This window comes from Enterobacter sp. HMSC16D10, assembly GCF_001807145.1.
GTDB lineage: Bacteria > Pseudomonadota > Gammaproteobacteria > Enterobacterales > Enterobacteriaceae > Enterobacter > Enterobacter roggenkampii.
In genome coordinates, this window is sequence record NZ_KV787878.1 from 341,918 (window position 1) to 362,186 (window position 20,269).

Below are 20,269 nucleotides of genomic sequence, written 5' to 3' on the forward strand. Positions count from 1 at the left end.
GTCAGGCCCCTCACGCAGGATGAGGGGCACAATCACCGCGTATTACTTCCCGCCCAGTCCTTTTTTCGCCAGCTCCTCTTTGAAGTTGTCGCGGGTGATGAGCACCACGTCGGTCACTTCGGTAAATTTCGGCGGTTCAGCCCCTTTGGTGACCCAGTTGTAAAGCATCTCGCTGGATTTATAGCCGTGAACGTCCGGGCTTGGCAGCAGTGAGCCGTAGAAGCCGGTGGCCTGCGCTTTGGACAGCTCGCTGACGGCGTCAACGCCGTTGATGCCAATCCCGATCACGTCAGGTGCCTTGAAGCCCTGACCTTCCGTCGCGCGCACGCCGCCCAGCACGGTGTTGTCGTTCATGCCGACCACCAGCCAGTGTTTGACCTCCGGATGCTGAACCAGCATGGAGTTGGCGGCGTCGAAAGCGCCCGGGATATCGTTAGATTTGGTGGGGACTTTGTAGATTTGTTTTTCCGGGAAGCCGGCCGCCTTCAGCGCGTCCATTGACCCGGTTGTACGACGACGCGCCGTGTCCAGCTCATCCGCTGTAATAGCCATCACTGCGGTCTCTTTGACGTCCCAGCCGCGTTTTTGCATCTCTTTATAGAGTTCCTGGCCCTGACGTTCGCCGATTTTTGTCGCGGCCATCATGACCAGCGGGACGCTGTCCATCGGCTTGCCTTTGGCGTTCACGAACTGATCGTCAACGGCAATGACCTTCATGTCGTAACCGCGGGCTTTTGCCGCGATGGCCGAGCCCAGCTTTGGATCCGGCGTACAGATAACGAAACCTTTCGCACCGCTGGCCGCCAGGCTGTCGATGGCGTTCAGGGTTTTCTCACCGTCAGGCACGGCGATTTTAATCACTTCAAAACCTAAATCTTTCCCGGCCTTATCGGCGAATTTCCACTCCGTCTGGAACCAGGGCTCTTCGGGCTGTTTTACCAAAAAACCGAGCTTTAAATTCTCAGCAATAGCGGATTGTGACATAACGGCAGCCAGACCGATGGCCGCCAACGCTTTAGTAAATTTGTGCATGGTAAACTCCAGCTTTAGCTTTCTTTTCTGTAGGGAATATGTGCGTGCTTCTTATTTAATCGGAATTAAAACAAGGCATTAGCGCTTACCTCGTTATAAGCGTTATTGCTGGTGATAGTTTTAGCGGGAAATTAATCATCCATAAGAGAGCCCCATCACACCGCAGAATTACAGTAATTGCGTACATAAATTCAGCGAAAAATGACATAAAAAAGGCAGTATTTGTCAGACAAATGAAATGAGGGTAAGCAGGATTATCCATAAGATTAGCTAAGATATCCCTGATGCCCCGGATCGGGCACGAGAACGCCGGACGTCAGAAAAGTGCAGTATGTTTTTCATCAAAAATGCCACACGCACTGAAAATTATTTACTCCACAGAATTTGATTTAGCGCAATTTTATTAATGCACCTGATATACGGAATAATTAATCCGTGATTCATTTTTTTACAGAGCATTATTCCGGTTTAATATTCCCGAAAGAGTAACAGCATATCTCTTCGATAAAAAAATGTTGATTATCAGAGGATTATCTAAACACTGATCTATGGCGAGCTAATTGTATTTCTGTACTATATTAAAGTTTGTAATGTATGGTAAACACAGCCAATTTAAGAGTTTTCTTAGACCAAAGACAAGGGTATGCTTATTTATATCGAACACAGGAAGTGAATTTCGGTCGACTTCGTTTACTGCAGAAAGCGTATTTCTGCTCTTTTTCTTCGTACTTGCCTGGTGCTCAGGTTAAGCAGCGGACATCACGTCCCACCGTCAATAAGGATATGAGTATGGCTACCCAAACGATGATGCAAAAACTTAACGCGCAGATGAACCTTGAGTTCTACGCCTCCAACCTGCACCTTCACTTAAGTGCCTGGTGCGCTGAGAATAGCCTCACGGGCTCTGCCACCTTCTTTCGCTCTCAGGCACAAAGTAACGTCACCCATATGATGCGCGTTTTTAACTTCCTGAAAGCTGCAGGGGCAAACCCTGTTGTTAAAGCCCTTGATGGGATAAACGAGAGCTACTCTTGTCTGGAAGAACTGTTTCAGAAAACGCTTGAAGAGTATGAACAACGCTGCAGCACCCTCAACAAACTGGCCGATGAAGCCAAAGCGCAGCAGGACATTACGACGCTCAGATTCTTACGCGATATGGATAAAGAGCAGCAGCAGGATGGCCTGCTGCTGAAGACGCTGGCGGATGAGCTGCATAACGCGCAGCAGGCAGGTTTATGTCCTGAGCAAACCGACCGTCACCTGCTCGACATTGTGGCGGTGCAGCACCACTGAGTTTTTGGCCTGCTTCCGTCCCGGGGAGCAGGTCCCCTTCCCCTCTCCAACCTTCTGCTTTTGCTGAAATTTAACAAATCAGATCTGGCTCCCAATGATTAACCACACAACGTGTGATGATTTATTTAATTACATAATCATTGACGAGGGAGCATCATGATCACCATTGAGTTTGTTGTCATTCTCCTCTGCCTGCTGACGGGTACGCGTTTCGGCGGTATGGGGCTTGGGTTAATCAGCGGTATTGGTCTTTTTATTTTATGTTTCGTCTTTGGTCTGCAGCCGGGTAAACCGCCGGTTGACGTCATGCTGACCATCCTCGCGGTGATTGGCTGTGCCGCTACCCTGCAAACGGCGGGCGGTCTCAACGTGATGATGCAGTTTGCGGAACGTCTGCTACGCAAACACCCGCAGCACATCACCCTGCTCGCCCCGTTTACCACCTGGATGCTGACCTTTCTGTGCGGCACCGGCCATGTGGTCTACACCATGTTCCCGATTATTGCGGATATCGCCCTGAAAAAAGGGATCCGCCCGGAGCGCCCTATGGCCGTGGCATCGGTCGCGTCGCAGATGGCGATCACGGCCTCCCCCGTTTCCGTTGCCGTCGTGTCGCTGGTGTCCATCCTGGCAGCCCAGCATGGGATCGGCCACGCGTGGGGAATTCTGGAAATTCTCGCCGTGTCGGTTCCCGCTTCACTTTTCGGCGTGGCTATTGCTGCACTGTGGAGTTTACGCCGCGGGAAAGATTTGGCGGACGACATGGAGTTTCAGGAAAAGCTAAAAGATCCTAAGCAGCGCGAGTTTATCTACGGCGGAACAGAGACGTTAATGAATCAGCGTTTCCCAAAACAGGCCTACTGGTCCACGTGGATTTTCTTTGCCGGCATTGCCGTGGTCGTTCTGCTGGGGGCCTTCCCTGAGCTGCGCCCCGCCTTTGAACTGAAAGGCAAAATGACGGCGCTGTCGATGAACCTTGTCATCCAGATGATGATGCTAATTGCGGGTGCCGTGATGCTGATGGCCTGTAAGGTCAATGCCTCCGCGATTTCCAACGGCGCGGTGTTCAAGGCCGGTATGGTTGCGATCTTCTCGGTATTCGGCGTGGCGTGGATGAGCGATACCTTTTTCCAGGCACATCTCGACGAGTTAAAGCTGGCCCTGGAAGGCGTGGTGAAAAGCCACCCGTGGACATATGCGATTGTGCTGTTTCTGGTGTCAAAGCTGGTGAACAGCCAGGCGGCGGCGCTGACGGCGGTTGCGCCGATGGGGTTGATGTTGGGCATCGACCCGAAAATGCTGATCGCCTTTTTCCCGGCGTCCTACGGCTATTTTGTCCTGCCGACCTATCCCAGCGATTTGGCCTGCATCGGCTTTGACCGGTCAGGCACGACCCGCATCGGTAAATTTATCATCAACCACAGCTTTATTTTGCCAGGGCTGATTGGGGTAAGCTGCGCGTGTGCCGCGAGCTACCTGCTGGTCCAGACGTTCTTCTGATAACATCAAAGGGCGACGCATGCCGTCGCCCATTTCCCTGCGTCAGTGGGACTCACCCTGCGGCGTGAATCGCAGCTCGATCAGCGCGATGGCCTTCTGGATCGCACGAAGCGTTACCGGATCAGCGGCAGCAGGATGGCTGGCAAAATCGATGTTTTTCAGCTGGGTAGACATCTTCTCGCGCACTTCAACCGGCGCAATCACGTCCAGAACATCCAGGATTTGTTTGATAACCAGCTGGCAGGCGACAACGTCAGAGACCAGTTCCTGATCGGCGCTCAGGTTTTGTGACATGGGGTTTCTCCTTATTTAAAGGCCGCCATAGTATCAAAACACGCCCCCTGACATCTTCCCTTCAACGTCTGCAGGTATAAAAAAACCTGCCGAAGCAGGTTTTTTTTATCAGAACATGGCGCCCGGCGGCACGTCTTTGAACGTGCGGCAGTAATTGGCCCACATACTTTTCAGGATTTTGCGCAGTTTCACAGTGATGCTCCATCAACGTGTTATACAACTTTATCGTCAATGCGCCTATAATATGACCACTATCACAAAAATCAATGTTTTTGTGATAGAAATCACAATTTAATCAGAGTGGGTCTCATCGCGTTCACCATCAACCCGTTGCGAAGAGTGAGGGCAGATTGTCCGGCTATTCCAGCCATTGCGGCGGGCATCTGCGGGTACGATAACGTATTTCCATCCACTCAGAGCGAACCATGAAAAGAGTCATTGTAGCCGGCACATTCCTCCTGCTCGCGGGGTGCAGCATTAACCGCCAGGCTGAAGTCAGCAGCCTCGATGCGCCGAACGGCATCGTCCGCCTTAACTACGGTCAGGCAGCGCTGCAAAATGCGTATTCCGATGAGTATGTGAATAACGGTACGGCGGCAAAAGCGTGTCAGAGCATGGGGTACGCCACGGCCTCAGCCTATGGTCAGCCCATTAAAACCTGCACCCTCATTAGCGGCTCGTTGTGTCTGAACGAGAGCGTGACTATCCAGTATAAATGTATGGGTTATGCCGTGAACCCTAAGTCAAACAATCCGTGGTATTAATCCAGACTGCCAGCGCAGGCTGGCAGTTTATTTCATTACGAACAAAAACAATTCTCATTAATAAATGATAAAATCGCCAATGCGTTTTATTCCCATTCGTATTTTAAATAAATAAAATAAATATTTTACGTTTTGCAAATAATTAAATAACAAATTATAGTGTCGCTCATTGTGAACCAGAAATAATAACCCGGAGCGCCACCATGCTGAAAACTGAAATGATCGACAAGCTCAACGCACAAATGAATCTTGAGCTGTATTCATCCCTTCTCTACCAGCAGATGAGCGCCTGGTGCAGTTATCACAGCTTCGAAGGCGCTGCCGCGTTTCTGCGTCGTCACGCGCAGGAAGAGATGACGCACATGCAGCGTCTGTTTGATTATCTGACGGATACCGGCAGCCTGCCGCGCATTGAAACCGTGGCATCCCCATTTGCTGAATATAATTCTCTCGATGAACTGTTCCGCGCCACCTACGAGCACGAGCAGCTGATCACCCAGAAAATTAACGAACTGGTTCATGCCGCGATGACCAGCCAGGATTATCCAACCTTCAATTTCCTGCAGTGGTATGTCGCCGAACAGCATGAAGAAGAGAAGCTGTTTAAATCCGTGCTGGATAAATTATCTCTGGTGGGGAAATCAGGCGAAGGTCTTTACTTTATTGATAAAGAACTTTCCACGCTGGATACGCAGAATTAATTTCAGCGCGGTGCGGGTTCCCTGCACCGCGTTAATTTACATACACCCAGCGCAGCTGGTGCAGCGCCAGTCGTGAGGATTCACGGCCTGGTAAAAATAGCGGTAGCTGGCCGTCTCCAGCGCAATACCCATCTCGAAAAACATATCCGTCAACCAGTCGACATTCGCTATGATCCACTCATCTTCCTGTAAGCCTTGTGCAAAGGTCTCATCCTCAGGATCAATAACCGAATAGATTCCCCAGGTGCCCATATCTTTTTCGCGACGGGACTCCGGGAGTATCAGGAGCTGGTTCTGCCAGTGGATTATCCAGTGGCCATGGCACAACAGGTTGCCTCCACGGCTCCATGCCGCGGTAAAAGGATTCTCCTCCGCCATAAAACCCTCACTTTATTTGATAATTTATATTTATTGTTTACGTTACGCCGAAATGTTGCTCAGCAACATTGCCCTCATGTAGTAGGCGGAAGCCTATAAAGGGTCAGAGGAACAATAATGTGTAAAGCATTCATTACACTGCTTGTAACGGTGATTTGACGAGTTACGGCTTTTCCCTTACTCTGCGCCGCAGATTTTGTCGCGGTTAAGAAGCGTTGTAGAGGAAAGCGTGAAAAACAGAACTCTGGGAAGTATTTTTATCGTCGCCGGAACGACGATTGGCGCAGGAATGCTGGCAATGCCTCTGGCAGCCGCGGGCGTGGGATTTGGCATGACCCTGCTGCTGCTGGGGACGCTCTGGGCGCTGATGTGCTACACCGCCCTGCTGTTGCTTGAGGTTTACCAGCATGTGCCCGCCGATACCGGTCTGGGTTCCCTCGCGGCGCGCTACCTGGGACGCTACGGCCAGTGGATAACCGGCTTCAGCATGATGTTCCTGATGTACGCCCTGACCGCCGCCTACATCAGCGGGGCCGGGGAGCTGATCGCCTCAAGCGTTAACGACTGGTTTGGCTCTGACATTACCCCGGCGACGGGCGCCATCTTCTTTGCGCTCATCGGCGGCGGCGTGGTCTGTGTGGGAACATCGCTGGTCGATCTGTTTAACCGTTTCCTGTTCAGCGCCAAAATTCTGTTCCTGATTGTCATGCTGGTCCTGCTGGCACCGCACGTGCACAAGATCAACCTGCTGACGCTACCGCTGGAAAAAGGGCTGGCGCTTTCCGCCATCCCGGTCATTTTCACCTCGTTTGGCTTCCACGGCAGCGTGCCGAGCATCGTCAGCTATATGAACGGCGATATTCGCAAGCTGCGCCGCGTCTTTGTTATCGGCAGCGCGATCCCGCTGATTGCCTACATTTTCTGGCAGCTGGTGACCCTGGGCAGCATCGACTCTTCAACCTTTATTGGCCTGATGGCACAGCACGCAGGCCTGAACGGTTTTCTGCTGGCGCTGCGCGAGGTCGTCACCTCCCCGCACGTGGAGCTGGCGGTACACCTCTTTGCCGACCTGGCGCTGGCAACCTCGTTTCTGGGCGTGGCGCTTGGCCTGTTTGACTATCTGGCCGACCTGTTCCAGCGCAGCAATACCGCCGCAGGACGGTTACAGACCGGGGCCATCACCTTCCTGCCGCCGCTGGCCTTTGCGCTGTTTTATCCACGCGGGTTTGTGATGGCGCTGGGGTATGCGGGGGTGGCGCTCTCGGTCCTTGCCCTGCTCCTCCCTTCCCTGCTGGCGTGGAAGAGCCGCCAGCAGCATCCGCAGCAGAGTTACCGCGTGGCGGGGGGAAAACCGCTGCTGTGCATTGTGTTTGGCTGTGGGGTAGTGATTATTCTGGTGCAAGTGTTGATTGCAGCCGGGATGCTGCCGGAAGTGGGTTAATAAAAAAAGGGGCTGTCATCAGCCCCTTTTTTATCAGTGCAAACAGCAGCTCTTGAACTTCTTCCCGCTGCCGCAAGGACACGGATCGTTACGCCCAACCTTCGTGCCGTTCACCATCGGCTTCTTCACCTCCGGCTGCTGCGGATTGTTCACCCAGTAGTTATACAAGCGCAGCGCCGCAGGCTGAATACGTTCAATGCTGGCGGTATATTCTTCTTCGGTCAATTCATCCAGCTGGTCGCCGATCTCTTCGCTACCGTGCAGCGCAATCACATCCAGATCGGCCTTCAGCTCGTCCGGCAAGGCTGACCAGTCCGTCAGAGCCACGCCGCGCATGTAGCCGTAGCACCACTCTTCCACCACGGTATAGCTCTCACCGTCAATGTCGTTATAGCCAAACATCGGTTCAAACTGGTCCGGATATTCGCTCAGGCGCTCGGCAATATCGTTCATATGCTTAAAGCAAAGATCGATAAAACGGTTCATCTCGCGGTCGTTTTTCCAGCGCGGAATGTATTTCTCGCCACCCCACACCGCCACCAGCCAGGTATCTGGCTCAACGACAACAGGACCGGAAAGCACTGCGGTAAACATGCCGTCCAGTTCAGACACGTCAAGCACGGACGCATCGTCATGACCGTAAGACATTAACGTCTCTTCAAGCCACGCCATTTCGCTTTCATTTAATGGGCCTTCAGTCATCGCTGACACTCCTGATAAAAAGGAAACGATCCTAACACATATCTCACGCCTCTCCGGGCTGAAGTTTAGGTCTTTATTGCTGCAAAAATGTGCAAATCGTGACCTTTGCACAACTTATGGGCTTTATTGTTAACGATATGTGATCTCCGCTGTAATTTCTTCTCCTCCCGCAAGGCGGCATAACGCGGCGCTCTATACTCAAACATGTCACAGGCCCCTCAATGGGTTAACCATCCTGGCAACGTTTTTGCTTAATGTTCTTCGCGCGACGCTGCGCAGGGAAACCTCGCCGTATATGCAGGATGCCGTCTGTATCTTGTTCGTTTAGTGCATTTTGTTCTTGCTCGTGTTTCGGATTGGCTGCGCCGTCGGGCGTTCGGGTTTACGCCGTGGTGCAAAAACCTCTTTGCTAAGGAACATAATAATGTCGCTGAAATTTATCAGAACTCCGCTTTCTCTCGTGTTGGCCGGTTGCCTGGTGACGGCGTTTTCCGCCAGGGCAGATATCGTGATTGGCGTGGCCGGGCCGTTCACGGGTCCTAATGCCACCTATGGCGATCAGTACTGGCACGGCGCAACGCAGGCCGCTGAAGACATTAACGCCGCCGGCGGCATTAACGGCGAGAAGATCAAACTGGTTCAGGGAGATGACGCCTGCGAGCCTAAGCAGGCGGTGGCGGTGGCCAACCGCTTAGTCGACCAGGATAAAGTCAACGCCGTGGTCGGTCATTTCTGCTCCTCTTCCACCATGCCCGCCTCCGAGGTTTACAGCGATGCGGGTATCATCGCTATTACCCCCGGTTCAACCAACCCGCTGATTACCGAACGCGGCATGAGGGACATGTTCCGCATGTGCGGCCGCGATGACCAGCAGGGCCAGGTGGCCAGCGACTTCATCATCGACAAGCTGAAAGCCAAACGGGTGGTGATTATTCACGATAAAGACACCTATGGTCAGGGCCTGGCTGACGCCACCAAAGCGGCGCTGGCGAAACGCGGGGTTCAGGATGTGATGTACGAGGGGTTATCCCGCGGTGAAAAAGACTTTAACGCGCTGGTCACTAAGATCGGCGCGCAAAAACCGGACGTCGTGTTCTTCGGGGGATGTCATCCGGAAGCCGGCCCGCTGGTTCGCCAGATGCGTGAGCAGGGCGTGCAGGCGAAATTCTTCTCCGGGGACTGTATCGTCAACGAAGAGATGGTGACCGCGGCGGGCGGCCCGCAATATACCAATGGCATTTACATGACCTTCGGTAAAGATCCGCGCCTGATCCCGGACGGCAAAGCGGTAATCGAGAAATTCCGCGCCGGTAAATTCGAGCCGGAAGGTTACACCCTCTACTCCTACGCCTCGGTACAGGCGATTGCCGCGGCCTTCAAGGCCACCGGCGGCAAGGACTCTGCCAAAGCCAGCGAGTGGCTGAAGGCCAATTCCGTCGACACGGTGATGGGCAAAAAAGCCTGGGACAGCAAAGGCGATCTGAAAGTCTCTGACTACGTGGTTTACCAGTGGGACGACAAAGGAAAATATAAGGAAGTCGAGTAACGGGACGGAGTCACGCTCAACGTCGATGGGCTCGCCCGTCGGCGCGTAATAAACATCAGGCTGCGCGGATCGCGCAGCCTATAAAACGAGCGCGCTAAAATGAGTACATTCTTCCTGCAACAGTTAATCAATGGCTTAACGCTGGGCTCCGTCTACGGCCTGATCGCCATCGGCTACACCATGGTGTACGGCATTATCGGCATGATTAATTTCGCCCACGGCGAAGTGTATATGATTTCCGCCTATCTCTGCGCCATTGGCCTGGCGCTGCCTCTCATTCTTCGGCCTGCAGTCCTTCCCGCTGCTGATCCTCGGCACGCTGGTGTTCACCATTGTGGTCACCGGGGTGTACGGCTGGACCATCGAGCGTATCGCCTATAAGCCGCTGCGCAACTCCACGCGCCTGGCACCGCTGATCTCCGCCATCGGGATATCGCTTATTCTGCAAAACTACGCGCAGCTGAGCCAGGGCCCGCGCCAGCAAGGGGTACCGACCATGCTGGACGGCGTGATTCGCCTGCATCTGGGCGAAGGGTTCGTGCAGATAACCTACACCAAAGTGTTTATCCTGGTGGCCTCGTTTGCCGGCATGCTGGTGCTCACCTGGATAATCAACCGTACCCGGCTGGGGCGGATGTGCCGTGCGGTGCAGCAGGATCGCAAAATGGCCTCCATTCTGGGGATTAACACCGACCGGATTATTTCGCTGGTCTTCGTCATCGGCGCGGCAATGGCGGGCCTGGCGGGGGTGCTAATCACCATGAACTACGGCACCTTTGATTTCTACGTCGGTTTCGTGATCGGCATTAAAGCCTTCACGGCGGCGGTACTGGGCGGCATCGGTTCCCTCCCCGGCGCCATGCTCGGTGGCCTTATCCTGGGCGTGGCGGAAGCGCAGTTCTCGGGCATGGTGAACTCGGACTATAAAGATGTCTTCTCGTTTGGCCTGCTGGTGATGATCCTGATTTTCCGCCCTCAGGGGCTGCTCGGGCGCCCGATTGTGGCCAAAGTGTGAGGGAGAGAACGATGACATCACACGGTTTTTCACTTAAACGCTGCATTCTGGACGCGATTTTCTCCGGGCTGATTGCGCTGATTATCTTCGGCCCCATTGCAGGGGTGGTGCTGGACGGGTACAGCTTTACCTTCGCCGGGCAGCGCCTGGCCTGGATGGTGAGCATTGTCATGGCGGGGCGTTTTCTGCTGAGCGCCTTTTTAGGTACCGCTGCCGGGGCCCGCTTCCAGGCGCGCTTCGAGGCCGACAGCGCGGGTGTTTATGTCCGGCCACCGGAATATAAAAGCCGCATGCGCTGGATTATTCCTCTGGTGATTACCCTTGCGATTTGCTTTACGTTTGTCGCCACCAAGTATGTTCTGACCGTCGCCATCCTCGGGCTGATCTATGTGCTTCTCGGTCTGGGGCTGAACATCGTCGTGGGCCTGGCCGGTCTGCTGGATCTGGGGTATGTCGCGTTCTATGCGATTGGTGCGTACGGCCTGGCGCTGGGATACCAGTATCTCGGCCTGGGCTTCTGGAGCATGCTGCCGCTCGCGGCAATCATGGCCGCCGCCGCAGGTGCCCTGCTCGGCTTCCCGGTACTGCGCATGCACGGTGACTATCTGGCCATCGTCACCCTCGGCTTCGGGGAGATCATTCGCCTGATACTGAACAACTGGCTGACCTTCACCGGCGGCCCCAACGGCGTGTCTGCCCCTCCCCCCACCTTTTTCGGTCTTGAGTTTGGGCGACGCGCAAAAGAAGGCGGCGTGCCCTTCCACGAGTTTTTCCACCTGACCTACAACCCGAACATGAAGTTTATCTTTATCTACGCGGTGCTGTTTCTGGTGGTGATGCTGGTGCTTTACATCAAGCACCGCCTGACGCGCATGCCGATTGGTCGGGCGTGGGAAGCCCTGCGCGAAGACGAAATTGCCTGCCGCTCAATGGGGTTGAATCATGTTCTGGTTAAGCTGTCGGCCTTTACGCTGGGCGCGTCCACCGCGGGCATTGCCGGGGTGTTCTTCGCCACCTATCAGGGGTTCGTGAATCCGACCTCCTTTACCTTCTTTGAATCGGCATTGATCCTCGCCATTGTGGTGCTGGGCGGGATGGGCTCGACGCTGGGCGTGGTGCTGGCCGCCTTTGTGCTCACGGTCACGCCGGAGCTGCTGCGCAGTTTTGCCGAGTACCGCGTCCTGCTGTTCGGCATGCTCATGGTGGTGATGATGATCTGGCGTCCACGCGGTTTGATCCGCATCAACCGCAGCGGGTTTGCCGTGCGTAAGGGCGTCGCACCATGAACGAAACGATATTACGCGTTGAGCATCTGATGATGCATTTTGGCGGGATTAAGGCGCTAAACGACGTCAACCTGGACGTGCAGCGCGGCTCCATTACCGCCCTGATTGGCCCCAACGGGGCGGGCAAAACAACCGTGTTTAACTGCCTGACGGGCTTCTACAGAGCCTCCGGCGGCAACATTTTGTTTAATACCCGCCATAAAACGACCAACGTGATTCAGGTCCTCGGGCAAAAATTCCAGCCCGGCGACTGGATTAACCCCGCGCAGTTCGGGCAGCGTCTTTTCTACAAAATGTTCGGCGGAACCCACCTGGTCAACCGTGCCGGGCTGGCGCGCACGTTTCAAAATATCCGCCTTTTTCGCGAGATGTCGGTCGTGGAAAACCTGCTGGTCGCGCAGCATATGCGCGTTAACCGTAATCTGCTCGCCGGGATCTTAAATACGCCGGCATACCGGCGGGCGGAAAGCGACGCCCTGGACAGAGCCTTTTACTGGCTGGAAGTGGTGGATCTGGTGGAGTGCGCCAATCGCCTGGCGGGAGAGATGTCATATGGCCAGCAGCGGCGACTGGAAATCGCGCGGGCAATGTGTACCGGGCCGGAAATGATCTGTCTGGATGAACCCGCCGCCGGGCTTAATCCGGTTGAAACGCACAAGCTGAGCGGCATTATTCGCTTTCTGCGGGATCATCACGACATCACGGTATTGCTGATTGAGCATGATATGGGGATGGTGATGGACATTTCGGACGACATTATCGTGCTCGACCACGGCGATGTGATTGCCAGGGGGAAACCCGAGCAGATCCAGCATGATGAAAAGGTCATTGCAGCCTACCTGGGCACGGATGAAAGCGAGGTCTCCCTATGAGCGAACCGCTGCTGGCTTTTCGCGAGGTGGATGTGTTTTACGGCGTCATTCAGGCGCTGAAGCAGGTCTCTCTTGAGGTGAATAAGGGGGAAACCGTGGCGCTGATTGGCGCAAACGGTGCGGGTAAATCGACATTGCTGATGTCCATCTTTGGTCAACCCCGTATCCGCAGCGGGCAAATCCTGTTCTGTGGTGAAGACATCAGCCATCAATCCACCCACTACGTTGCGTCCGGCGGCATTGCGCAGGCACCGGAGGGGCGACGAATCTTCCCCGATATGACCGTGGAAGAGAACCTGCTGATGGGGACCATTCCCATCGGCAATCAGTTTGCGGCTGAAGACATGCAAACCATGTTTGACCTTTTCCCTCGCCTTAAAGAGCGGCGCAAGCAGCGCGCGATGACCATGTCCGGCGGGGAACAGCAGATGCTGGCGATCGCCCGGGCGCTGATGAGCCGTCCAAAGCTGCTGCTGCTGGATGAGCCCAGCCTGGGCTTAGCCCCGATTGTGGTGAAGCAGATCTTCCAGACGCTGCGCGAGCTGGCCCGCAGCGGTATGACCATTTTTCTGGTGGAGCAGAATGCGCACCATGCGTTGAAGCTGTCTGACCGCGGGTATGTGATGGTGAACGGACAGATCCGGCTGAGCGGCAGCGGTGAGGAATTGCTGGGGAATCAGGAGGTGAGGAAGGCGTATTTGGGCGGGGGTGTGATTTGATACCTAAGGAACCATTAGAAATATTTTCATATAAATAACAATGAGATATTCACGAAAAGTATAGCACGCAATGCCTTGAGAAGGCCTGAGTTTGTTGATTTATTAGTCTTTGACAATCACGTCAAACTCACTGAAAAGGAGCGTTCAGAATGGCTATACCCGCATATTTATGGCTCAAAGATGACGGAGGTGCGAATATTACAGGTTCTGTAGATGTTCAGCACCGTGAAGGTAGCATTGAGGTTTTATCGTTTGGCCATGGTTTACACATTCCAACCGATGGCAATACAGGGAAACTAACCGGTACCCGCGTCCACTCCCCACTAACAATCGAAAAAGAGTTTGATTCATCCTCGCCTTACCTTTACCGGGCTGTAGCAACTGGCCAGACCCTAAAGTCAGCTGAAATCAAATGGTACCGTATCAACGATGCAGGGCAGGAAGTTGAGTATTTCAACATGCTTTTAGAAAATGTGAAAATCGTAGGGATAACGCCTGTAATGCATAACGTAAAAAATCCCTCAATGGAAAAACACAATCACCTTGAGGCGATAGAACTGCGTTATGAGAGAATCACATGGAAGCACTGCGACGGGAATATCCAGTTTACTGACGGCTGGAATATTCGGGTTACAGCATGATTATTGCTCGCTATGCATTGAATGGCTTACCGTCATCTATTCTTACCGTTCCGGGTATAGGAAACTTTCCGGCATTCTCAGGCCAGCTCTATGGCAGAAACAATCCGACTATGGCAAGCAAACCAGAAATCGGACCTATCCCGCCAGGACGTTACTTCATCGTGAACCGACAGAGCGGAGGCAGGCTCGGAGGACTAAGTGATTTTGCCCTGAAAAATATTTATGGCACCGATCGCTCAAAATGGTTTGCCTTATACAAAGATGACTGGCAGATAGATGATCAAGTATTTGTTGAAGGTGTCCGGCGTGGCCATTTCCGCCTCCATCCGATAGGACCAAGAGGGTTAAGCGAAGGCTGTATAACCCTTCTTCATCTGAGTGACTTTGATTACTTGTACGAAGCTCTTATGAAAACAACTATGATGCCGGTACCTTGCACGAGCTTTAAAGCTTACGGGACAATAACAGTAACATGAGGACTTTTATAGAAATCACCTTCAGCCTTGCAATCGGTCTTATCAGTTTTCTTTTATATACGCGCTGGCTTTTTATTTTGATACCTGTCGAATGGGCTTATGCCGTGATGGACCATTTCGGGACATACGGGATAGAAGAACTGGAGGATACGTTAGTCGATATCGCCTCTTTGTTTGGATTGCTTCCGGCAATTCTTACAGGTTTGTTAGTAAGAAAAGCAGTAAAAAGAATGTGATTTATGAGCCTTCAGGCTTAGCCTCGAAGGCTTTTTTGACCCGGAAACGCAAAACCCCGAAAGTTGGATACCCAACTTTCAGGGTTAACTTCATTTCGATGGTGACACGATAACGTCGTTAAATAAAACTGTCGTCGTCATTGCTGTAGTCGTCATCTACATCGTCGTTCTGCCAGGCATCGTTATTACTGCCGAACGGATCGTTCTGGTTGAGGAAACGGGTGTCAGAGACGTTATTAACGTCGCCGTATTGATTACCGACAAACGGTTCACCACCGACGGGCATTGTCGGTTCTTCGATGATGTTCACGATCTCTTCCGGCCGCGACTGATGGAACATGCTGGTAAGCATCTCGGCAAGCGCGATGCCACCGGCCACGCCAGCGGCTGTCTGGAGCGCGCCAGCCATAAAACCGCCGCCGCGAGTAGCTGGCGCTGGCGCCCGAGAGTAATCCTGCGCCGGCGGCTGTTGCGGCTGGGCATTCCAGCTGTTGTCAGGCTGCGGGTTACTTTTCCCGCCACCAAACAGGCCGCCGAGGAAACTGCCGCCCGTCGAGGGTTTGCTTTTTTGCGCGGCTAATTCGCTTTCAAGCTCCTGAACCCGGGCCTGCAGACGTTTCAGCGCCGCTTCCTGAATCAAAATCGACTGCGCCATATAGTAGGGGGCCGCAGGCTGCTGTCTGACAAATTCAGCGATCTGACGCTCCGCATCTGCATCCCGTTGGCTGTTTTGTTGTCCGGCCTGTTTAAGACGCTCGAAAAGGCCGTTGATAAGCTGCTGTTCTTCATATTGCATGACAATAACCTTCCGCTCTCCAGGGTGGATACCAACCAGTTTATCAGCGGCGGCAACCTGTGTCTGGCGAGTGAAATGTTTGTTTAAGATTGGTTGCAGGTTAGCTGACAATCGCCCTGCTTTCCGGGCTTGATATTAGAGAGTTAGGCTTAACGTTCTGGTATGGCAGCAAATATCCGGGCACAGCACAATCGTGATGACGATGAGATACGCTCACTTCGCGCTAAACTGGAGGCACAAAAAAACCACCTTTCGGTGGTTTCACGACACTGCTTATTGCTTTGATTATTCTTTGTTTCCCATGGTAGCCGGAGTGGGACTTGAACCCACACAGCGCGAACGCCGAGGGATTTTAAATCCCTTGTGTCTACCGATTCCACCATCCGGCCAGGGAAGAAAGTGGAGGCGCGTTCCGGAGTCGAACCGGACTAGACGGATTTGCAATCCGCTACATAACCGCTTTGCTAACGCGCCGTAAAACTTTTCAAACTGACACCCGCTGTTGCGCATGTCTTGAATCTGGAGCGGGAAACGAGACTCGAACTCGCGACCCCGACCTTGGCAAGGTCGTGCTCTACCAACTGAGCTATTCCCGCATGTCATCAAGTAAATGTCTAACCACTTGATTTCATTATCGTCCGGCTTGCTGTGCCGCCGTTCGATGCGTTGCATTCTACTGATATGACGTTATGAGTCAACGTTATTTTTTGCATCCCCGGATCGTTTGCTGAAAATTACGGCGAAACGATCACTGATCAAGCAAATCCCCGCGCGCAGCGTTCAAATATTGCAGCATTGACCACAGCGTCAGCACTGCCGCCACCCACAGGAGACCAATCCCCGCCCACTCAACCCAGGCGTTCGGACGCCAGAGCATCCAAACCAGCGCCGCCATCTGCGCCGTCGTTTTCACTTTACCAATCCAGGAAACCGCCACGCTGCTGCGTTTCCCCAGTTCCGCCATCCACTCGCGCAGCGCAGAGATAATAATCTCACGGCCGATCATGGTTGCCGCAGGCAGCGTCACCCACCAGGTATGATAGTGCTCAGCCACCAGCACCATCGCAATCGCGACCATCACTTTATCCGCCACCGGATCGAGGAAGGCGCCGAAACGGGTGCTTTGATTCCAGCGGCGCGCCAGGTAACCATCAAACCAGTCTGTTACCGCTGCAATAAGGAAGATCAATGCGCAGGCAAAGGGTGCCCAGACAACCGGCAGGTAAAACGCCAGCACAAAGAACGGGATGAGTACGACACGAAAAAGAGTGAGCAACGTAGGGATGTTATATTGCATAGTGACGGTAACTATTTGTTGTCAGTAAAATTTAGCTCTATGTTGCTACAGAGCCCTCAATGTTTCAACGAGTAGTAGATCTTTTCTGCCAGCCCTTGCGAAATACCCGGCACTTTTGCAATTTCCTCCATGCTGGCGTTGAGTAATCCTTGCAATCCGCCCATATACTTCAGCAGCATCTGGCGACGTTTTGGCCCCACGCCTTCGATCGTCTCGAGTGAGCTGGTGTTTTTCACCTTCGCCCGTTTTTTACGGTGACCGCTGATGGCGTGATCGTGTGATTCATCGCGAATATGCTGTATGACGTGCAGCGCCGGAGAGTCCGGCGGCAGGCTGAAGCCCTCACCTTCCGGCTCGAAGAACAGTGTCTCCAGACCGGCCTTACGATCGGCCCCTTTTGCGACGCCCAGCAGCAGCGGATGGTTTTTATCCCAGCTGACATCAAGCGATTCAAATACCGCTTTCGCCTGGCCGAGCTGCCCTTTCCCGCCGTCAATCAGGATCACATCGGGGATCTTGCTCTCTTCTATGGCTTTACCATAGCGACGTCGCAGCACCTGATTCATCGCCGCATAGTCGTCACCCGGCGTGATCCCGGTGATGTTATAGCGGCGATACTCAGCGCGCAGCGGACCGTTAGCATCAAATACCACGCAGGACGCGACCGTCTGTTCACCCATCGTATGGCTGATGTCGAAACACTCCATCCGTTTCACTTCCGGCAGCTTCAGTAGCGCCGCCAGGGCCGTTAAACGCTGGTGCACCGTCGACTGCTGCGACAGCTTAGTGGTGAGTGCCGTCGCCGCGTTGGTTCGCGCCAGCTTCAGATAGCGTGCGCGATCGCCGCGCGGTTTGGTTTGAACATTGACCCGGCGCCCCGCCAGTTCAGAGAGCGAATCGGCCAGCAGGGTTTTATCGTCAAGATTAAAATCGAGCAGGATTTCAGAAGGCAGCGTGCGCATCTGGCTCCCCTGCAGATAGAACTGGCCGACAAAGGTTTCCACCACTTCACCCAGTTCGGTACCGCCAGGCACTTTCGGGAAATAGCTGCGGCTGCCGAGCACTTTGCCCTGGCGAATAAACAGCACGTGCACGCAGGCCATCCCGGCGTCAAAGGCCACGCCGATCACATCGAGATCGTCACCGGAATTCGAGACAAATTGTTTCTCCGTGACTCTGCGCACCGCCTGGATTTGATCGCGAATACGCGCGGCCTCTTCGAACTCGAGTGCGGCGCTGGCTTTTTCCATCCGCGCAATCAGCTGGGTTAAGACCTGATCGTCCTTGCCGGCTAAGAACAGGCGCACATACTCCACCTGCTGGGCATACTCTTCTTCACTCACCAGCCCGGCCACGCACGGCCCCAGGCAGCGGCCAATCTGGTACTGCAGGCATGGCCGCGAACGGTTACGGTAAACGCTGTTTTCACACTGGCGGATCGGGAAGATTTTTTGCAGCAGCGCCAGCGTTTCTCGCACGGCATAGCCGTTGGGGAACGGCCCGAAATATTCACCCTTCGCATGTTTTGCACCACGGTGCATGGCGAGGCGCGGATGGGTGTCGCCGCTCAGAAAGATGAACGGATAGGATTTATCATCACGCAACAGGACGTTATAGCGCGGCTGGTAGAGCTTAATATAGTTGTGCTCAAGCAGCAGCGCTTCTGTCTCCGTGTGCGTGACGGTGACATCAATATTCTGGATGAGTGAGACCAGCGCTTCGGTCTTACGAGAGGCCAGATTGCTGCGAAAATAGCTGGAGAGACGTTTTTTAAGATCTTTAGCCTTCCCCACATAGATAACCGTACCGCCAGCGTCATACATGCGATAGACGCCAGGCTGGCTGGTTACGGTTTTCAGAAATGCTTTTGAATCGAACACATCACTCACTGACTTAACAACGTCTCCGCATTACACAAACCATGTCGGATGGCCAGATGCGTCAGTTCGACGTCACCATGAATGTTCAGTTTACTGAACATCCGATAACGATAGCTGTTTACCGTTTTCGGGCTGAGATTCAGCTGTTCCGAGATCTCATTCACCTTCTGACCTTTGGTGATCATCAGCATAATCTGCAATTCACGCTCGGACAAACTGGCAAAGGGTGATTCGGTTTTCTCGGGCTCGATCTGACTCAGCGCCATCTGCTGAGCGATGTCGGACGCAATATAACGCTGTCCGGCATACACAGAACGGATAGCATTGACAACCTCCTGCGGTGCAGCACCTTTACTCAGGTAACCCGCCGCGCCCGCCTGCATCACTTTCGCGGGCAGTGGATTTTCGGTATGCACCGTCAGCATGATGACTTTAGTGTCTACAAAGGTACGCGCGATTTTGCGTGTTGCTTCAAGACCACCAATACCGGGCATGTTCATATCCATCAGCACCACATCGGCGGAGTGGGTACGGCACCATTTTACCGCATCTTCGCCACAGCATGCCTCACCGGCAACTTTAATACCTTTAATATCTTCAAGAATGCGTCGTATCCCTGCGCGCACCAGTTCGTGGTCATCAACAAGAAGGACGTTGATCAAAGGAAATGTCTCCAGAATAGGGATAACGCTACTGTGTGATAATTTGGTTTATATTAACGGTTTTCCTGACAAGATTAAAACGTTAAAAAACCGGCTATTCGATTTTGCTCTCGTTTTTGGAAATTAGGCTGTACAGGCGGTGGAAAGAGAGCCCGTGCATTCAGGGCTCTTGCAGCTTTTTTTAACCATCTGTATTCAAAAAGTTACAAAAAACGGGCTGGCTTAACCTGCGCAAAAACAGGGTACAACTTTTTGTAACAATAATTAACGGCAAGCGAACCCGACCTAAACAATTAATAATCATTAAGCGGGTTGAGTTTACCGGTACGATCTGTTTACGCAATTAAACATCAGCGTAAAAGTACGAAAAACAACCGCTGCATTTTTTGCTTCAGCTTGTGGTATACTCCGCCGCCTTGACTTTCGTCGTCGCGCTTTAGCGCCGTTTAATAATGAGGAAAATAAATGAGCACACCTGAATTTGCCACTGCGGAGAATAACCAGGAACTGGCACAGGAAGTAAACTGCCTGAAAGCGCTGCTAACGCTGATGCTGCAGGCGATGGGCCAGGCTGATGCCGGTCGTGTGATCATTAAAATGGAAAAACAAATCGCGGAGATGGAAGACCAGGCTGAATCAGCGGTATTTGCTAACACCGTTAAGCAAATCAAGCAAGCGTACCGTCAGTAACAAAAAACGGCTGGATGCAGTGCATTCAGCCGTTCGCTCGTCTGTCAC

22 protein-coding genes, 3 tRNA genes and 1 pseudogene are annotated in these 20,269 nt (G+C 53.2%); 14 read left to right on the forward strand and 12 right to left on the reverse strand.

Translation table 11 applies throughout. The annotated features are described in order from the left end of the window. Positions 1 to 42: 42 nt before the first annotated feature. Positions 43 to 1,032, reverse strand: coding sequence for an arabinose ABC transporter substrate-binding protein AraF (gene araF / locus HMPREF3143_RS12525; RefSeq protein ID WP_008500409.1), 990 nt, complete (start codon positions 1,030 to 1,032; stop codon positions 43 to 45). 789 nt (positions 1,033 to 1,821) lie between these two features. On the opposite strand from araF, the gene HMPREF3143_RS12530 reads away from it, so the two are divergent. Beyond that, a complete protein-coding gene (locus HMPREF3143_RS12530) occupies positions 1,822 to 2,325 on the forward strand; it encodes a non-heme ferritin-like protein (protein WP_008500408.1) in 504 nt (167 codons plus the stop codon). 156 nt (positions 2,326 to 2,481) lie between these two features. Next, on the forward strand, positions 2,482 to 3,825 hold the full coding sequence (locus tag HMPREF3143_RS12535) for an anaerobic C4-dicarboxylate transporter (protein WP_008500406.1): 1,344 nt from the start codon (positions 2,482 to 2,484) through the stop codon (positions 3,823 to 3,825). 42 nt (positions 3,826 to 3,867) lie between these two features. Here the strand turns inward: HMPREF3143_RS12535 and HMPREF3143_RS12540 are convergent, their stop codons facing one another. Together HMPREF3143_RS12540 and azuC are read right to left on the reverse strand one after the other, a co-directional pair. Continuing rightward, positions 3,868 to 4,119, reverse strand: a complete 252-nt coding sequence (locus HMPREF3143_RS12540; protein WP_008500405.1) for a DUF2766 family protein — start codon at positions 4,117 to 4,119, stop codon at positions 3,868 to 3,870. Between the two features lie 108 nt (positions 4,120 to 4,227). Further along, the gene (gene azuC, locus HMPREF3143_RS25655) at positions 4,228 to 4,311 is read right to left on the reverse strand and encodes a stress response protein AzuC (protein WP_014884364.1); all 84 of its coding nucleotides are present in this window, start codon (positions 4,309 to 4,311) and stop codon (positions 4,228 to 4,230) included. Positions 4,312 to 4,544: 233 nt separating this feature from the next. Between azuC and yecR the strand changes: the two genes are divergently transcribed. After that, positions 4,545 to 4,883, forward strand: a complete 339-nt coding sequence (gene yecR, locus HMPREF3143_RS12545) for a YecR family lipoprotein (protein WP_045418904.1) — start codon at positions 4,545 to 4,547, stop codon at positions 4,881 to 4,883. A gap of 203 nt (positions 4,884 to 5,086) precedes the next feature. Further along, positions 5,087 to 5,584: a non-heme ferritin gene (gene ftnA, locus HMPREF3143_RS12550; RefSeq protein ID WP_008500403.1), complete on the forward strand. Its 498-nt coding sequence runs from the start codon at positions 5,087 to 5,089 to the stop codon at positions 5,582 to 5,584. A gap of 36 nt (positions 5,585 to 5,620) precedes the next feature. Here the strand turns inward: ftnA and HMPREF3143_RS12555 are convergent, their stop codons facing one another. Beyond that, entirely contained in the window at positions 5,621 to 5,962 is a 342-nt protein-coding gene (locus tag HMPREF3143_RS12555) for a hypothetical protein (protein ID WP_063417228.1), read from the reverse strand. Positions 5,963 to 6,191: 229 nt separating this feature from the next. On the opposite strand from HMPREF3143_RS12555, the gene tyrP reads away from it, so the two are divergent. After that, the gene (gene tyrP, locus HMPREF3143_RS12560; protein ID WP_070533244.1) at positions 6,192 to 7,403 is read left to right on the forward strand and encodes a tyrosine transporter TyrP; all 1,212 of its coding nucleotides are present in this window, start codon (positions 6,192 to 6,194) and stop codon (positions 7,401 to 7,403) included. 33 nt (positions 7,404 to 7,436) lie between these two features. Here the strand turns inward: tyrP and HMPREF3143_RS12565 are convergent, their stop codons facing one another. Continuing rightward, positions 7,437 to 8,105 (reverse strand): YecA/YgfB family protein, encoded by a 669-nt coding sequence (locus HMPREF3143_RS12565; protein WP_023293977.1) that lies wholly within the window; start codon positions 8,103 to 8,105, stop codon positions 7,437 to 7,439. Positions 8,106 to 8,529: 424 nt separating this feature from the next. Here HMPREF3143_RS12565 and HMPREF3143_RS12570 point away from each other — a divergent pair, with 424 nt between their 5' ends. The 8 genes and pseudogenes from HMPREF3143_RS12570 (at position 8,530) to HMPREF3143_RS12605 (ending at position 14,896) form a co-directional block, all read left to right on the forward strand. Continuing rightward, positions 8,530 to 9,651 (forward strand): branched-chain amino acid ABC transporter substrate-binding protein, encoded by a 1,122-nt coding sequence (locus tag HMPREF3143_RS12570; protein WP_070533246.1) that lies wholly within the window; start codon positions 8,530 to 8,532, stop codon positions 9,649 to 9,651. A gap of 99 nt (positions 9,652 to 9,750) precedes the next feature. Then, positions 9,751 to 10,666, forward strand: a pseudogene (locus tag HMPREF3143_RS12575) (branched-chain amino acid ABC transporter permease). 11 nt (positions 10,667 to 10,677) lie between these two features. After that, on the forward strand, positions 10,678 to 11,952 hold the full coding sequence (livM, locus tag HMPREF3143_RS12580; protein WP_070533248.1) for a high-affinity branched-chain amino acid ABC transporter permease LivM: 1,275 nt from the start codon (positions 10,678 to 10,680) through the stop codon (positions 11,950 to 11,952). Then, entirely contained in the window at positions 11,949 to 12,824 is an 876-nt protein-coding gene (locus tag HMPREF3143_RS12585) for an ATP-binding cassette domain-containing protein (RefSeq protein ID WP_021240464.1), read from the forward strand. Before livM ends, HMPREF3143_RS12585 begins: the two co-directional genes overlap by 4 nt. Continuing rightward, positions 12,821 to 13,543, forward strand: a complete 723-nt coding sequence (locus HMPREF3143_RS12590; RefSeq protein ID WP_045335074.1) for an ABC transporter ATP-binding protein — start codon at positions 12,821 to 12,823, stop codon at positions 13,541 to 13,543. The genes HMPREF3143_RS12585 and HMPREF3143_RS12590 overlap by 4 nt, the downstream gene beginning before the upstream one ends. Before the next feature lie 149 nt (positions 13,544 to 13,692). Next, positions 13,693 to 14,184, forward strand: coding sequence for an Hcp family type VI secretion system effector (locus tag HMPREF3143_RS12595; protein WP_008500392.1), 492 nt, complete (start codon positions 13,693 to 13,695; stop codon positions 14,182 to 14,184). Next, positions 14,181 to 14,660, forward strand: a complete 480-nt coding sequence (locus HMPREF3143_RS12600; RefSeq protein WP_047074080.1) for a DUF2778 domain-containing protein — start codon at positions 14,181 to 14,183, stop codon at positions 14,658 to 14,660. The genes HMPREF3143_RS12595 and HMPREF3143_RS12600 overlap by 4 nt, the downstream gene beginning before the upstream one ends. Beyond that, positions 14,657 to 14,896 (forward strand): hypothetical protein, encoded by a 240-nt coding sequence (locus HMPREF3143_RS12605; RefSeq protein WP_023325544.1) that lies wholly within the window; start codon positions 14,657 to 14,659, stop codon positions 14,894 to 14,896. Before HMPREF3143_RS12600 ends, HMPREF3143_RS12605 begins: the two co-directional genes overlap by 4 nt. Positions 14,897 to 15,014: 118 nt before the next feature. On the opposite strand, the gene HMPREF3143_RS12610 is transcribed toward HMPREF3143_RS12605, so the two are convergent. The 7 genes from HMPREF3143_RS12610 to uvrY all read right to left on the reverse strand — a co-directional run bounded on the left by HMPREF3143_RS12610 (position 15,015) and on the right by uvrY (position 19,531). Next, positions 15,015 to 15,692 (reverse strand): DUF2076 domain-containing protein, encoded by a 678-nt coding sequence (locus HMPREF3143_RS12610; RefSeq protein WP_045335076.1) that lies wholly within the window; start codon positions 15,690 to 15,692, stop codon positions 15,015 to 15,017. Between the two features lie 302 nt (positions 15,693 to 15,994). Continuing rightward, positions 15,995 to 16,081, reverse strand: a tRNA-Leu gene (locus HMPREF3143_RS12615). Between the two features lie 11 nt (positions 16,082 to 16,092). Continuing rightward, positions 16,093 to 16,166 (reverse strand) — tRNA-Cys (locus HMPREF3143_RS12620). Positions 16,167 to 16,212: 46 nt separating this feature from the next. After that, a tRNA-Gly gene (locus tag HMPREF3143_RS12625) sits at positions 16,213 to 16,288 on the reverse strand. A 152-nt stretch (positions 16,289 to 16,440) separates the two neighbouring features. Then, on the reverse strand, positions 16,441 to 16,989 hold the full coding sequence (pgsA, locus tag HMPREF3143_RS12630) for a CDP-diacylglycerol--glycerol-3-phosphate 3-phosphatidyltransferase (RefSeq protein WP_008500348.1): 549 nt from the start codon (positions 16,987 to 16,989) through the stop codon (positions 16,441 to 16,443). A gap of 56 nt (positions 16,990 to 17,045) precedes the next feature. Next, positions 17,046 to 18,878 carry an excinuclease ABC subunit UvrC gene (uvrC, locus tag HMPREF3143_RS12635; protein ID WP_070533250.1) on the reverse strand — a complete coding sequence of 611 codons (1,833 nt, stop codon included), beginning with the start codon at positions 18,876 to 18,878 and terminating at the stop codon, positions 17,046 to 17,048. Beyond that, the gene (gene uvrY, locus HMPREF3143_RS12640) at positions 18,875 to 19,531 is read right to left on the reverse strand and encodes a UvrY/SirA/GacA family response regulator transcription factor (protein WP_023293888.1); all 657 of its coding nucleotides are present in this window, start codon (positions 19,529 to 19,531) and stop codon (positions 18,875 to 18,877) included. Before uvrY ends, uvrC begins: the two co-directional genes overlap by 4 nt. Before the next feature lie 465 nt (positions 19,532 to 19,996). Between uvrY and HMPREF3143_RS12645 the strand changes: the two genes are divergently transcribed. Next, entirely contained in the window at positions 19,997 to 20,221 is a 225-nt protein-coding gene (locus HMPREF3143_RS12645; protein WP_008500345.1) for a DUF2594 family protein, read from the forward strand. Positions 20,222 to 20,269: the final 48 nt, after the last annotated feature.